Raw genomic sequence first — 14,497 nt, 5'->3', positions numbered from 1 at the left:
TGCTAGGAATGCCTTGAAAAGGTGTTTTTGATGTGATTTGTAATATCAAAATTTAGAGCTAAGATGAAGAAAATAGAAACCAGAATTGAGATCGCAGCAAAGGCTGAAATGGTTTGGAGCGTTCTTATGGATTTTGAAAAATATGGAGAATGGAATCCTTTTTTAGTGAAAGTTGAAGGTGAGCCAAAAGAAGGAGCTTTTCTTGAAAACAAAATTCAACTGAATGAAAGGAAATCTATGACTTTCAAACCAAAGGTTTTAAAAGTGGAGCTTAATCAAGAATTCCGATGGCTTGGAAAGTTTTTGGTGAAAGGAGTTTTTGATGGAGAACACTATTTTATTCTTGAGGAAGATGGTAAAGGTTCAACCACATTAATTCATGGAGAAAAGTTTTCAGGCGTGCTGGTTTCTTTGCTTTTCAAAAGCATTCAGAAGGAAACAGAAGCTGGCTTTTTAGCTATGAACCAAGCTTTGAAATCGCGAGTAGAAGAGAGAAGTAGAGGATAACGGATTTTGTTCCAGTAAAATCTTGAGCGATCTTTCGGCCATGAAAGCTTTGAAGGAGGAACTTTATAAGTTGTGTGTTGCCAGGGTAGACGAACGTTTGTTGAATGCTGAAAATGCTATGAGAAATATTCAAGCGGCAGCGAACGAAGAAACTAAAAGCAGCGCAGGCAACAAGTATGAGACGGGTAGGGCAATGATGCATTTGGAAAAGGAAAAACTTGCCGAGCAGCTTGCTGATGCTTCCAAAATGAAAGTCGCATTGGGTAAAATTGAGCCTGAGAAAAGTAACGATAAAATCGGTTTGGGCAGTTTAGTGAAAACCCCTCAAGCCATATACTTTATAGCCGTTTCCCTCGGTCTGGTTAAGTTGGGCAATCAATCTGCTTTTGTGATTTCACCCATTTCGCCCATCGGTCAGGCTATGATTGATAAGAAAAAAGGGGATGTTTTTTCGTTTGGAGGTAAAACGGTAGAAATAGAAGAGGTTTGGTGATAATTACCAAACCTCAAATTTATTATTTTTTAGAAATGCTACCTTCAAAAAGTAGCTTCACATTAGGGTCTAGAACAACTGCAGTTGGTGTTTTCGATACAGTGACACTCCAGCTTTCTTTTTTATTTCCTACTGGAATAGTTTTGATTTCAGAAGTTCCGTCAGCGTATAGGATTTTCACTTCCATATTAAAACTGAAGTTCTCTTTCTGACTTTGGCTAATTTCTACATTCAGCTTGTTCTGTTTGTAGTTCCAGTGAGCTTCCAATTCTGGCTGGCCCGCTTGAAATACCCATTGCTGAAAAAAGCTGTCAAGATCTTCTCCTGAAACAAATTCAAATACTTCTTTCAGGTCGTCTGTTAAAGCATTGGAAAGCTTGTATCGATCATAGTACATATGAATCGCTTCCCAGAATTTCTGATCGCCAATTTTGTTTCTCAGCATATGCAGAACCCAACCACCTTTCTGATACGAGTTGGTGTTCAGTAAATTCATATAATTATCGACAGCAGTATTCACGATCGGTACTCTTTGCTGTTTACTAAAGTCGATTACTTGCTTACGGTTCTGAATGTTGGTTTCATTCGCTTTTTCAATCCCATACTTTTGTTCCATATAAAGTATGGTGAAATAGGTGGCGAATCCTTCGCTTAGCCAAGCATGATGCCAGTTGGCTTCTGAAGCAGAATTGCCAAACCATTGATGTGCTATTTCATGTGCTAAAAGACCTTCTGAAGAGCGAGTTCCATCTATGGAGTTTTCAGAATAGAAAATATTACTGGCGTTTTCCATACCACCGAACTGTGTTTTTGATTGCACATTGGCAAGTTTGGCATAAGGGTAGGGGCCAACATGATTGATAAACCAGTCTAGGATAGGTGCGGCAAGCGCGTAATCATAAAAACCCTTTTCACGATCTTGAGGATACACCCAAGCTGAAACAGTTGTGCCGTAAACGTTGTCGATGTTTTGGATGGCGAATCGAGCAGCGCCAATTACCATTACTTTAGTTGGTATTTGGACTTGCGATTTCCAATGAGTTAATGTTGTGCTTTCATCAATGTTTGTTCTTTCAACCAAGCTACCATTGCCTATAACTTGGTAATGGCTAGGGGCTGCTACAATCCATTCGACAGTAGCTTTGTCGGAAGGATGGTCTACAATCGGTAGCCAGTGATGGCCTCTATCAGGCCAATTATCTCCGAAGAAGGTTCTGTCTCCATATTTGTTCTTCGAAATGATAAGCCCTGTTTGTGGTATGCCTTCATAATTTACGCTGAAGGTTTTGGTCTCATTTTCTTTTCCGTTGTATGAAATGGAAAGCTGATTATTGGCATGCTTAAATGGTACTTTTTTACCGTCAACCATCACGGCAGAAACTTTCATTCCTTTGCCTTGTGCATTTGTGTTAGCCAAATCTAGACTAAAGTCTTCGATCTGCTTTTTGAATTTGATAGTTACTTCTGTTGTTCCTGTAATGTTGTCGTTTGCATCAGTTAAGGTAAGTTCAAACAGATAATGCTGCACATCAATTTTGGAAAAGCGATCGTAATGCTTTTGCGCAAAAGCAGCTGTGCAAAGAAACAAGCTAAGTAAAGCAAGGGTGATTTTTTTCATAAACCGGATTTTGGCTGAATCTAGTAAAAATGACTTTTCGCCCAAAACCCTATTTTTTTTCTATTGTGATTGAATTCTCAAAAATGTTCTTTTCAAAAACCACCATTCAATTCTTTTGAGTGTCTTGACAATAAAAAAAGCATATTTTTGTAAAGGGTTCTTCTCTAAGACATTAAGATTATGACAGTTGTATTCAGAGTTGCTTTTTGTATTGTTCTTTCAGCGTTTTTTGTTTCCCAGATAAGCGCCCAGGAGCATTCGGTAGCTCGCCAATGGAATGAAGTCCTTTTGGATGGCATTCGGGGCGATTTGGCCAGACCAACGGTTCACGCAAGAAACCTTTTTCATATTTCAGCGGCCATGTATGATGCTTGGGCTGTTTACGATGATAAAGCTTCTACCTACCTAACCGGCAAAACGCTTCATGATTTCACTTGTGATTTGAATGACTTTGTTCCTTTAACCAATGTTTCAACCAAAGAACAACAAGAAGAAGCTATCAGCTATGCTGTATTTAGGCTCATTTCTCATCGTTTTGCTTTTGCCCCCCAGCACGAGAGAATTCTGAAAGAAGCAAATGACTTGATGGTTACTTTAGGTTATGATGTTAGTGTAACAACAACTGATTACACTACGGGCTCACCAGCAGCATTGGGGAATCATATAGCTCAATGTTATATCGATTACGGTATGAATGATGGTTCTAATGAAGAGTTCGATTACGTTAACTTTTATTATTCTCCATCAAACCCTCCTTTGGATCCAACCAAAAAGGGAAATCCAGATATCGTGGATATGAACAAATGGCAGCCTTTGGCCTTGGCCGTTTTTGTAGATCAAAGTGGAAATGTAATAACAGGAGGCGCAAGAGACTTTTTGAGTCCTGAATGGGGGAATGTTATGCCTTTTTCATTAGAAGAAGCTGATAAAACAGCTTATGAAAGAGAAGAAGGTAGTTATAATGTATTTATAGATCCGGGAGCACCTCCTAGAATTGAAGCAGAATCTTCCATTGAAGGAGAAGAAAATGACTATAAATGGAATTTTGAACTTGTAGCCATGTGGAGTTCACATTTAGACCCTACCGATGGGGTAATGTGGGATATTTCTCCTGGAAAGCTTGGCAATATTCCTGCCTTACCAACTACAAGTGAAGAATACAGAGCTTTCTATAATCAATTTGACGGTGGAGATCCGGGAACTGGATACGATGTCAATCCTGTGACTAACCAGCCATATGAGCCCAATTTGGTTCCTAGAGGTGATTATACTCGGGTTTTAGCAGAATTTTGGGCAGATGGCCCTGCTTCTGAAACGCCTCCAGGCCACTGGTTTACGATTCTGAATTATGTGAACGATCACCCTCTATTGGTGAAGAAGTTCAAAGGAGAAGGTGAGGTTTTGGATGACTTGGAATGGGATGTGAAAGCCTATTTCATGCTGGGTGGAGGAATGCACGATGCTGCTATTACCGCTTGGGCTATTAAAGGTTGGTACGATTACATTCGCCCTATTAGCGCTATTCGTGGTATGGCCGACAAAGGACAATCTAGTGATCCTTCTGATACAGAAACCTATAATGAGAATGGAATCACTTTGAAGGAAGGCTTTATTGAATTGGTTAAAGAGGGTGATCCTTTGGCAGGTGCCAATAATATGAACGTTGGCAAAATCAAAGTAAGAGCTTGGAAAGGTCCAAATTTCATTACCGATCCTGAAGTAGATGAAGCAGGAGTGGATTGGATTTTGGCTGAAGACTGGTGGCCGTATCAGAGGCCAACCTTCGTGACGCCTCCCTTTGCAGGCTTTATTTCAGGGCATTCTACTTATTCTAGAACAGCGGCTGTGATTTTAGGTCTATTTACAGGGGATGAGTTCTTCCCTGGGGGAATGGGTGAATTTCTTGCTCCTAAAAATGAGTTCTTAGTATTTGAAGAGGGCCCTAGCATGGATATTACATTGCAGTGGGCTACATATAGAGATGCTTCTGATCAAACCAGTTTATCACGAATTTGGGGAGGAATTCATCCGCCAGCAGATGATATTCCAGGTAGAATCATTGGTGAGGAGTTAGCGCCTAAAGTGTTTGATTTTGCTGAAAAATATTTTGAAGGTGTAGTAACATCTATTGAAGATGAATTTCAACCTATTGATGTTAGTTTAGGGCCAAACCCGGTAGATACTGGTAGTGCTGTTGAAATGAGTTTGCCTTACAGAACTTACTCGTTAATGGCTTGTATCAGAAATCTGGATGGTAAGTTATTGAGAGAAATCCACGTTGACCCAAGCGAGAGTAAACTAAGCATTAGTACTGACGGTCTTGTGAGCGGTTTGTATCTCTTCCAAGTGAAAAGCGAGACTTGGGCCAAAACAGTCAAGGTCTGGATAAAATAAATGGGATGTTTAATACATCCCTACTTTACCTTTCATTGATTCAAAAATCTTTTGTGAATCGAAAGCGACACCATCTTTGAACACAAGTTCCATTTTTCTGATGTTGCTTACGTCCGATTCTAAATCTCCGTTAATCAATACAAGATCAGCTTGTTTCCCAACTTCTATCGAACCTACTTTATCGGCTCTTTCAAGGTATTGAGCACCATTCAAGGTAGAAATTTTTATGGCTTCAGTTAACGTGAAACCAGCTTCAACAAATAGCTCAATCATTCTTTGATTTGCATAGCCGGCAATTGTTCTTCCAGCTCCTGTAGGATCGGTGCCAGCGAGCAAAGTACCACCCATTTCGTAGAATTTCTTTTCCCAGGCCATTTGTTTTCTGAAGTTGGCAAACGAAACAGAATCTCGGCCTTGCTGCCTGTTATGGCTTCTAATAAGCCCTTCTTTAATTTCTGGGCTCATGGCATCTAAACCACCTCCCAAAACGACTTCTCTATCGGTGTATGGTTCGAATACAGTGAGGGTGGAAGTTATGGCAACATTCTTTTCAATGAGAAACTTCATTAAATCATTCATTTCAGGGCTGTCTTGGTCAAGGCTGGTGAGCGATTGACCTCTTTTAAAAGCAGGACAGAAGTTTTCAACTTTATCGTCTACAAAGTCGGAACTTTGGAAAAAGCCATGTTCAATATTGTCAATCCCAATTTCAGCGGCTTCTCTATAAGTTACGGAGCAAATATGGCCTGTTACTTTTTTGCCTTTCGCATGGGCCGTTTTTACCACGCTTTCTAAATCTTCTTTTGTTACATGCTGATAAACTTTGAAAGAGTTGATGCCTCGATCTGACCAATAATTTACCATTTCAGCAGCTTCATCCGAACTGTTAATCACGCCCACTTCAGGAACCGCAGTTCCTTCTCTTTCAATAAAAGGGCTGGTTAAATCCATTTTTGGTCCAAGCATTTTTCCTTCTTCAATCCATTTTCGGATGTTCAAATCGGTTTGTGGTTCAATACTGCCGGCTGTGCGCATAGTAGTGACTCCACCCGCCAAATAAAGTCGCGGAAAGGTAAAAGTCATTTGAGAAACGCTGAACACTCCATCGTAAGGTTTAGGGTAGAAAATATGCTCGTGTAACATTACCAGACCAGGAATTATGGTTTTTCCTGTACAGTCAATTTCTTTAGCATTGGTTGGTATTTTTATCTTTGCCTCATCATTCATTTGAGTGATTACGCCATTCTCAAATATGATGGTTTGGTCAGTTTTTATCTCGCCACCTGTGCCGTCAATTACTTTGGCGTGAGTCAGTGCTATTACATCCGTATTGATGGAAACATATGGTTTTACCGCTCTGGAAAACTCCTGTGAACGAACTGTTAAAACAGAGAAAAGTATCAGGGCAATGGCGATGCAATATTTCATTTGCGTTGGATTAGCTTGAAATATAGTAAAAGCAAACTTGTGGAAGTTAGCTTTTACAAGAGTGGTGGCTCAAACCGCGGGGGATGTTACCGGTACTTTTTTCGTTTTGCGGTTCAAAAAGTACAGCGCAATCTTCAATATAAATTTACCTCCATAGCGAATAATGTATTTGAATGCCGGCCCTCTAAATCGATGAAGTAAAAATGCTACTACTGTGCTGCCAATAAAGAAATAATGGCCTTGATCTCTGTAAAAGAAGGTCAAACCAAAGCTTATCAAGTATGAAATTACAATAGTGGTGTTTTTCACATAGTTTCGAAAACGTGAAATCGCACCTTGAAAAGCAATCAACTTGCCGTTGTGTTCTGCTAGGCAGTCCGTGTCAATGCCGGCCATATGGCTGGAACCGTCAATTTCTGAAAGAATATCGCCATCCAGAAAAATGGTAGTACGAAGACATGGAGACGTCTTCGGAGTGTCGATTCTGTACAAACCATCTTTGATGATTGTATTGAACAGATCGAGAAAACTGATTCTATGACTTGTTGCTGAAAATTTCACCTACTACTCTAACTACAATTTGAACCATGTCTTGCCAATATTTCACTGCTAAGTTGGTGTGTTGCTCGTGAATATCGATTAGCATTTGATTTCTGTTCTTTACAAAATCTTCGCCTACGCGGGTTATAATATCTCCATCAATACCAACTCTGGTTTGAAATACAATTTGCTCAGAACCCAAATCATGAAAGCGCTTTAATTTGACTTTCATATGTGTGCTGATGTTTTCTAGCCCAAGATTTCCCGGAACAGTTAAATCTTGATCCATCAAGTTTGTGTTGGCGGTAGGTTCTTTTTCATAGAATTTTTTGGCAGAAAGCGCGCTATGAATCATTTGACAGAACGATTGAATCCGAAGAAAAATGATGTAATCCTTTTCGTTCAAGCGTTGCTTGTTTGCGTCCATGGATTGTTGCAGCAGATTTAATTCAGCTGAAAGCTGGTTTAAAGTCTTCACAGCGGTTGGGTCGAACCGATAATCAATTGGGTCGTCAGCACGACTTAAAATCAAGGTAATTCGCTCAACGTACATGGTAAAAAGAGAAGATAGAAGCTCCTCCATTGAATCTGGAGGAGGAGTTCCTGTCATTCCACTTTTGATAATGGTGTTGATTTCGATGTGGGTTAAGTCATCGAGAACTTTTGAAATAGCGTTTTGCTTAGTCTTTGCCATTTACTTCAGCCTTATTTATTGGCGTCCCAACTTTTAACCGTGTTGATGATTTCACCAATCACTTTGATGTTGTTTTGAATGATTTGATGGCCTTGTGTTTCGCGAGACTGATGAAATTGAACCAATTCAGGGAAGTTTTTATAGAAACTCTCAGCAATCTGGGTTTTTATATCGCCATCAATCAGGTTGATTTGACTAGTAATTCCTGTGATCGTCTGGCTTTGGTCAAGGCCTAAAGTGGTAACATCATTAGCAGTTGTGTATTTTAAGTCTGCACCCATTATGGTTTCAATATTCAAGTTGATTAAATCATCAATGTTATTCTGTGCTTTGTCAATTAATTCTTGAAGTGTCATGATTCTTGTTTTTATGCTGTTTCGAGATGAAGCGTTTGAAAAGACGCTTTGATGTTTTTAAATGCTTTTACAATGTTGATTAATAAAAGAGGCCAGCAAATGGCGCTCAACGATTGCCAAACCAGCTTCAGCACATTGGCCACTACGGTTAATGAGAAACCTATGGTGCTGGTTAAATAGCGATTGTGTTGAATGTGTTTTTGAATTACTGAAGTATTAAGGCCGCTAACCAAACTGGTTACGTCTCCATCAATACTGAATTTTGATATAGCAAAATCGTTATTGTCATCGGATGGCGTAAAAGTCAGTTTTCGGCCTAGAACAAATTTTATGCCGTCTACAAAGGCATGAATTCCTGTCTTTAGATTCTCAAAGAAGTCTCTAAATGTACTCTTTAGGAGTTTCCAAAATTTGGTAACCTCATTGGCAATCCACTTGAAAACTTTTTTTACTATGCCAGCCAGTTTTTTAATGAAGTTTATAGCTCCATAGTATATTCTCACCAAAAGACCTTTTCGCTGTTCTGGTTCTTGATTTTGACTCGTTTGGCTGCGGAGTTTTTCCAAATTGGATTCAAACTGCTTTTGATCTTCAGGCTTTGCTTTTTCGACTTGAATGCCTAAACCTTCCCAGAAATTTGAAGGTTTTTGCTGTTGTTCAACAGCATATTCTTGTAGAAAGAACAAAGCATTGAAAAGAAAGAAACTGTCGGTTAAGTAAGTGAGAACCCGAAAGGATTTGATATCTCTGTCGGAAGCAGCATTGTAAAAATCAATACAATCCAACGTGCTCTGAAGGCTCACGTTCCCCAAGTCAGAATCTAAAAGTCCATCGTAAAATCCGTCTTTCCACTGATGAACTTGCACCAAGCGAAGCACAAATTGCTTAAAAGGTTCTCGGCTTTCTTTGTCCAGAAACAAAGTATCGATTCGATCAGCATTCTCTTTCAAAATGTTCTTTTTTAGGTAAATAAAGAACTCTGACCGATCTCCGAAATCTTCGATCAATTGCCTTTTGAATGCGCCTTTTCGGTCTAACTTATGCTGAAGGTCTTCATTAACCTGTTGCGTTTTAATGCTCAGAATAAAGTCTTCTTCAGGATGAACCTTTAAAAGCTGTTGTGTAAAGCCTTCAATATTGCCAATGGCATTAATGGCTTCCAGATTTGAGGTTTTAGTGAACTGAGATAAGATTCCGAGTTGAATCAAACTCAAATGCGAAAATGGACTTTTAACCGTAAACGGTTGAATCCAGAGCCCTACCACATCAAGTCTGTAGTGTATAATTCTGGAGTAAAGATTAACAGAGTTTTTTTGCGGTAAAGAAGCCAATTGAACGCCTTCATCAATATCGGTTACTCTTCTTAAAAAGTGAGTAACAAAGGCTTCTGCTCCAATTTTTTGGTAAAGTTCTAGTTCTTTTTGGCTGAAGAGCGAAGTTTGAGAAAGCTCTTCTAGAAACTGTTGTTTGGCCAAACTGATTTGCTTTGGGAAAAACGCATTGATTTGAAGCATAGGCAAGTAGCCAAGCTCCATCAGGTGCTGGGTGTCTTCGTGAATATTGCCAGCAGATTTTTGTTCTTCTGCTTCCAATAAGCTCATCAGTGCCTGAGCCTCCATGTTAGTCGATTAGCCCTTTTACCAATTCAATGATAGATTGACGAGCTTCTTTAGAAGACTTCAACATTTCTTGGTGCAGTTTTAGCAATTCGCTGTCTTGGCTGTTCAAATTGCCTTTGACAAACGTGGTAACGTCTGAGTCAATTTTAACATTTGTGTAAGCAACCAAGCGAAGGTCTACATCGCTTTGTAGCGCCATAGTTCGTAGTACATTTTCTATCTCGGCCTTATCCTGATTGTTTTTAATCACATTGCTGGCTTTGTACTGAAAATCACCTGAAAATGTGGTTACTTCTAAAGTAGCAGCATCTTCAATGGCGCTTCCTATTTTAGAAAGAAGACCTTTAAAACCAGTTTTAAGGTCGTTTTTTCCATCGTCTACTTGATCGGGCATGGTTCTGTATTTTTAATGTTGAAAAATATTTCGAAATGGGATTATGCTTAAAGCTTTTATTTTCAGCCAGTCACACCAGCTAAAAGACAATTTTAAAAAGTTCGTTCATAGCGAATGAGTATTAAAAAATCGATATAAGATAGAATCTTAAAAATGGAATTGCAATATACAAGGTTGTGGAAAGTATAAATTCAATTTAAAATGATTGTTGAAAGATGCCTGAGTTGATTTAATGCGTAGTTAGTGATAAATTATTGCATGGAATCGATTGTTCATTTTTTCAATAATATCCCAACCGAGTTTCGGGCAGGTATATTGATTGGGGGTATTGTGGTTTTCTGGGTAGTGGAAGGCACGCTTCCTTTGTTTGCTTTTCAGTATAAAAAAGTGAGGCATGCGGGCTTAAATCTTTTCTTCACTTTAACCACTGCAATCATAGGGTTTGGCTTGGCTGGCGTTTTATTGGCTGCTTCTGACATGGTGGCTAACAATCGATTCGGCCTTTTATACCTAATTGAGTTGCCTTTATGGGCTCAACTTGTGGTGGGTTTACTTTTGTTAGATTTTATTGGTGCTTATCTGGTTCATTGGACAGAACATAAGGTGAAGTGGATGTGGAAGTTTCATGTGGTTCATCATAGCGACACTACGGTAGACGTAACTACTGGTTTGCGGCATCACCCAGGAGAAACTGTTTTCAGGATAGGTTTTACCATTTTGGCGGTAATCATTGTAGGTGCTCCTATGTGGATTATCATGTTTTATCAGAGTCTTTCGGTCCTGTTTGCCCATATTACACACGCGAATATCAATATGCCTAGAAGTGTGGATCGGGCTTTATCTTGGGTTTTCGTAACTCCGCTTATGCACAAAGTTCATCATCACTATGAACATCCCTTAACCGATACTAATTATGGCAACATCTTCTCTTTCTGGGATCGGATTTTCGGTACATTTGCCCAAGTAGATGACTCCAAAGCTTTGGTCTATGGAATCGATACGCATATGGATGCCAAGGAAAATGATAGTATGGGGAATCTTCTTAAAATCCCTTTTCAACCTTATAGGCAACCAGAAGAATTCAAAGCAGGAGATACCAAAATCGAGAAGGCTTAATGTTGCCCGTAGAGAAAAAGACAATTTCATATTTAACTGCTCAATTTGCTCAAAAGGGTAGTGTGGAAGGTATTTGTGTTCGAACAGAAAAAAGAAAACTACCTAGCTTGGTTACAGAAGTTGAGGCCTTGGAGGGGATTGGCTTAGCGGGAGATCATTACAAATCTAAAGGAGGAAAAAGGCAAGTAACACTAATCTTGGCAGAACATATCCAAACTGTGGCTTCACTTACGGGGAAGAACGATATAAGTCCCTTGTTGCTGAGAAGAAATATTGTGGTTTCTGGAATTAACCTTTTGGCCTTAAAGGATAAAAAGTTTTTGCTGGGAGATGCACTATTGGAATATACAGGAGAATGTCATCCGTGTTCACGCATGGAAGAGAATCTTGGCGCGGGCGGCTACAACGCCATGCGAGGGCACGGAGGAATAACCGCCCGAATATTAAAGTCTGGTTCAATCAAATTGGGTGATAATTTAATTCCGGTAGAAGATTAACTGTCTTCTAATGGAATTCGCTTAATCAACTCAACATTCTGCGATTGGTCTTTTCCTCCACTCATTACAAGCGTTCCTCTTAACCCACCTTCTTTGGTTTCAATTGCCATCAGTTCCGATTCGTCATCAGGGTCAGTCATGCCATCGAAAACATAGGTGTCTACAATTCTCAATTCTTCAGGTTGGTAGATTCGCTTTTCGTTTAGGGATTTTATCCCGCCTTTTTCAGCCACAAATTGTTCTTTAAAACCATCCTTGGCCAAATCATTCATTACTTGTGAAAGTGTTCTATCTGTAGTTTTCATACTCGTTTCAAATTTGGTATATACTACTAACTCCCCAGTTCGCTTTCAGTTTGATCAAATGTTTGGATTTCTTCTTCTTTCGGCAATCTTCAACACAAAAACAGGTCGTATGTAGTTATGTAATATTTCAAGGCGCGTGAAACTTAGCATCATCATACCGACACTTAATGAATCCAAAATCATTGAATCGCAAATAAGGCGTTTGTTGAACGAGTGTGAGGGGAAAGATGTTGAACTGATTGTAGCGGATGCAGAAAGCAAGGATGGCACAGCCGAAATAGCCAGAAATGCGGGAGCAACCGTGGTTTCAGTTCCTGTGAGTAGTAGAGCAAAGCAAATGAATGCTGGGGCTCAAAAGGCAACGGGTGATGTATTGTATTTTGTTCATGCCGATCTGACTCCGCCACCTAGCTTTTTTGAAGATATCGAAACAGCTATTTCCGAAGGACACCGATACGGCTGTTATCCTGTTACTTTCGATAGGCCTGTTCCTGGCTTGAAGTTCAATAGTGCTTTGTCAAAATATCAGGGAATATTCTTCCGTGGAGGCGATCAGACACTTTATATCACTCGGGATTTCTTCGATCTCATTGGTGGGTTTAATAATGAAGTCGTGATTATGGAGGATTACGAAATTTTGTTGAGAGCTCGCAAACATGAGAAAATCCATATCATGAAGGGTGAAGTGATTATTTCAGCTCGAAAAATGGAGCGCAATAACTATTTCAAAACGAATGTGATTAACGTAACGGTTTTTGCTATGTTCTTTTTAGGCTTTTCTCAGAAAACTCTGGTGAATATTTATCAGAGGTTTGTGAAGGGAGCGAAGTATAGTGTCGAAAGTACTGAGTAGATAGAGAATTTTGAGTAATTATATTCAAAGCCTAAAATTCAATTTTAATTCAGACACAAGGAAGTGTCAGTTTCCTTATGTCTGAATTATATCATGTTTAATTTAGGAAGAATTGATGCGTGCTGATTCTTTTTGTTTTATGATTAATCAGTTTCAAAATGTATTTGCCCTTTTTTAATTCCATTAGGTTTATTTGAAACTTAGCAGTATCAAAGTCTCCTTCAAGTACTTTACTCATTTGAAAATCGTAAATTTCGTACTGAACAAATTCTTTATCTTTCTTGAGTGATTCATTACTTTCTTTACTTTTTTGTTCTATGGTTAAAATGTCAGAAGTAGGGTTGGGGTAAACTGAATATGAAAAGGAGCTTTCCATCAATGCGCAGTTTACAAACTCTACCTCAGTTCCCCACCAGTCCGTAGTGCCACAATCGTTAGTTCTTCTCATTTCAAAAAGGTAGTATCCTGGTTGTGATGGAGTGTAGTTCAAGGTACCGCTATCGCTATACCTCCAATTGGAAGTGTATAAAACTTGTGTAGTTGGAATGAACTTAGAGAGTTTAACTTGATGTGTTTCTCCAAGGGTAGGGAATAACTCATAATCATTCCCCGCATGGCTTGTGCAGTAATAGTCGGTGTCACCTATGCCGTTTGTAAATACAACACTTTCTATTTCTGGTTTTCCGAAATGCCTCGTTCTCGTTAAAGAAAGTTGTTGCCCGCAGGAATCTTCTATAATTGCGGTTACCGTTACAAATCCATAGGCTCCACTAAAGGCGGGACTGACCGTGGCTTGATTTCCATTAGGGGAAATTGAAAACCAATTGCTGTTGCTTATGCTCCATGACACTACACTAGTGTTGGAAGGTAGATTTGCAACCGAGAATATTGATGCTCCACAAAGATCACCAGTTGGAGATGAAATGGAATAGTTGTAGTTGGCTAAAGATTTTAATGATACATATGAGGTTAAGGTGGGTTGACTATGGCCTTTGAAGACTGGTGTTACACTGACGTTACTTGGATTAGAGATTGAAGGTGTTAGTTGAATTGAATTTTGTGAAGTAGTGATAGATGAAATTGGTGTACCATTGTAAAGCCATCCCGATCCTATGTTCCAATTGTAAGATATTGTTCCAGAGGTGCCTCCTGTCTTTCCTACTGTAAAGGTCTTTGGGCTTGATGATCCACATTCAATAGTGGTATTCGAAGGTGTAATGAAAAAGGTGGGAGGTATATCTTTTATGATACTATACTTACAGGATTCATATGATTGAAACTTGGCATATAGTTTTCCTCCCGATGACTCATAGTTGTCGTAAGCAAGGTTAAGAACCATGTTTAATTCTACAGAGCTAGTTCCTCCAGATACAGTGGCGGTTGTAAGGGAGTAAGGGATTTCAATGTTATCCTTATATGTGTAAATATCAACATATCCACTGGATAGGTTTCCTCCTCCTTGTTTTTCCAATTTCACTGTAGCTAGAAAAGGGGTTATGGGCTCTAAGCCTAGATCAATGGTTCCGCAACTACTAATAGTGGTAGAGGTGGCATTATTCTTCATAGTTAATGTTACGGTTACCCCACTTTGAGAAAAGGCATTATTTTTTGAGGTAAATGACAAAAAAAGTATCATGAAAATCATTTTCAAATACTTAAATAATTTATTGGTATATTTCATTT

At 39.2% G+C, this 14,497-nt stretch carries 15 protein-coding genes; 6 read left to right on the top strand and 9 right to left on the bottom strand.

What is annotated here, in order from left to right; all coding sequences use genetic code 11:
• The first annotated feature begins 63 nt into the window (after positions 1–63).
• A complete protein-coding gene (locus tag ACXACJ_RS13130) occupies positions 64–507 on the top strand; it encodes an SRPBCC family protein (RefSeq protein WP_475134891.1) in 444 nt (147 codons plus the stop codon).
• A 22-nt stretch (positions 508–529) separates the two neighbouring features.
• Complete coding sequence (locus ACXACJ_RS13125; protein WP_475134890.1) at positions 530–1,000, top strand: 3-oxoacyl-ACP synthase; 471 nt, start codon at positions 530–532, stop codon at positions 998–1,000.
• Positions 1,001–1,022: 22 nt separating this feature from the next.
• Here the strand turns inward: ACXACJ_RS13125 and ACXACJ_RS13120 are convergent, their stop codons facing one another.
• A complete protein-coding gene (locus ACXACJ_RS13120; RefSeq protein ID WP_475134889.1) occupies positions 1,023–2,618 on the bottom strand; it encodes a M1 family metallopeptidase in 1,596 nt (531 codons plus the stop codon).
• A 180-nt stretch (positions 2,619–2,798) separates the two neighbouring features.
• Here ACXACJ_RS13120 and ACXACJ_RS13115 point away from each other — a divergent pair, with 180 nt between their 5' ends.
• Positions 2,799–5,012 carry a DUF6851 domain-containing protein gene (locus ACXACJ_RS13115; RefSeq protein ID WP_475134888.1) on the top strand — a complete coding sequence of 738 codons (2,214 nt, stop codon included), beginning with the start codon at positions 2,799–2,801 and terminating at the stop codon, positions 5,010–5,012.
• A gap of 9 nt (positions 5,013–5,021) precedes the next feature.
• On the opposite strand, the gene ACXACJ_RS13110 is transcribed toward ACXACJ_RS13115, so the two are convergent.
• From ACXACJ_RS13110 to ACXACJ_RS13085, 6 genes are all read right to left on the bottom strand, one after another.
• On the bottom strand, positions 5,022–6,440 hold the full coding sequence (locus tag ACXACJ_RS13110; protein ID WP_475134887.1) for an amidohydrolase family protein: 1,419 nt from the start codon (positions 6,438–6,440) through the stop codon (positions 5,022–5,024).
• Between the two features lie 69 nt (positions 6,441–6,509).
• The gene (locus ACXACJ_RS13105) at positions 6,510–7,001 is read right to left on the bottom strand and encodes a hypothetical protein (RefSeq protein WP_475134886.1); all 492 of its coding nucleotides are present in this window, start codon (positions 6,999–7,001) and stop codon (positions 6,510–6,512) included.
• On the bottom strand, positions 6,976–7,674 hold the full coding sequence (locus ACXACJ_RS13100) for a hypothetical protein (RefSeq protein ID WP_475134885.1): 699 nt from the start codon (positions 7,672–7,674) through the stop codon (positions 6,976–6,978). Before ACXACJ_RS13100 ends, ACXACJ_RS13105 begins: the two co-directional genes overlap by 26 nt.
• An 11-nt stretch (positions 7,675–7,685) precedes the next feature.
• On the bottom strand, positions 7,686–8,030 hold the full coding sequence (locus tag ACXACJ_RS13095) for a hypothetical protein (RefSeq protein ID WP_475134884.1): 345 nt from the start codon (positions 8,028–8,030) through the stop codon (positions 7,686–7,688).
• Between the two features lie 11 nt (positions 8,031–8,041).
• On the bottom strand, positions 8,042–9,649 hold the full coding sequence (locus ACXACJ_RS13090) for a hypothetical protein (protein ID WP_475134883.1): 1,608 nt from the start codon (positions 9,647–9,649) through the stop codon (positions 8,042–8,044).
• A 1-nt stretch (position 9,650) separates the two neighbouring features.
• Positions 9,651–10,043 (bottom strand): hypothetical protein, encoded by a 393-nt coding sequence (locus ACXACJ_RS13085; protein WP_475134882.1) that lies wholly within the window; start codon positions 10,041–10,043, stop codon positions 9,651–9,653.
• Between the two features lie 258 nt (positions 10,044–10,301).
• On the opposite strand from ACXACJ_RS13085, the gene ACXACJ_RS13080 reads away from it, so the two are divergent.
• The gene (locus tag ACXACJ_RS13080) at positions 10,302–11,159 is read left to right on the top strand and encodes a sterol desaturase family protein (protein ID WP_475134881.1); all 858 of its coding nucleotides are present in this window, start codon (positions 10,302–10,304) and stop codon (positions 11,157–11,159) included.
• A complete protein-coding gene (locus tag ACXACJ_RS13075) occupies positions 11,159–11,656 on the top strand; it encodes an MOSC domain-containing protein (protein ID WP_475134880.1) in 498 nt (165 codons plus the stop codon). The genes ACXACJ_RS13080 and ACXACJ_RS13075 overlap by 1 nt, the downstream gene beginning before the upstream one ends.
• Here ACXACJ_RS13075 and ACXACJ_RS13070 read toward each other — a convergent pair.
• Positions 11,653–11,961 (bottom strand): hypothetical protein, encoded by a 309-nt coding sequence (locus ACXACJ_RS13070; protein WP_475134879.1) that lies wholly within the window; start codon positions 11,959–11,961, stop codon positions 11,653–11,655. The two genes, ACXACJ_RS13075 and ACXACJ_RS13070, sit on opposite strands and share 4 nt — an antisense overlap.
• 136 nt (positions 11,962–12,097) lie before the next feature.
• Here ACXACJ_RS13070 and ACXACJ_RS13065 point away from each other — a divergent pair, with 136 nt between their 5' ends.
• Positions 12,098–12,814, top strand: coding sequence for a TIGR04283 family arsenosugar biosynthesis glycosyltransferase (locus ACXACJ_RS13065; protein ID WP_475134878.1), 717 nt, complete (start codon positions 12,098–12,100; stop codon positions 12,812–12,814).
• A gap of 97 nt (positions 12,815–12,911) precedes the next feature.
• Here ACXACJ_RS13065 and ACXACJ_RS13060 read toward each other — a convergent pair whose 3' ends face one another.
• Positions 12,912–14,450 (bottom strand): T9SS type A sorting domain-containing protein, encoded by a 1,539-nt coding sequence (locus ACXACJ_RS13060; RefSeq protein WP_475134877.1) that lies wholly within the window; start codon positions 14,448–14,450, stop codon positions 12,912–12,914.
• Positions 14,451–14,497: the final 47 nt, after the last annotated feature.

It is taken from the genome of Roseivirga sp. AWQ4_251, assembly GCF_056158225.1.
Note: the sequence above shows the minus strand (reverse complement) of the source record. Positions and strands in the feature narration are given on the sequence as shown.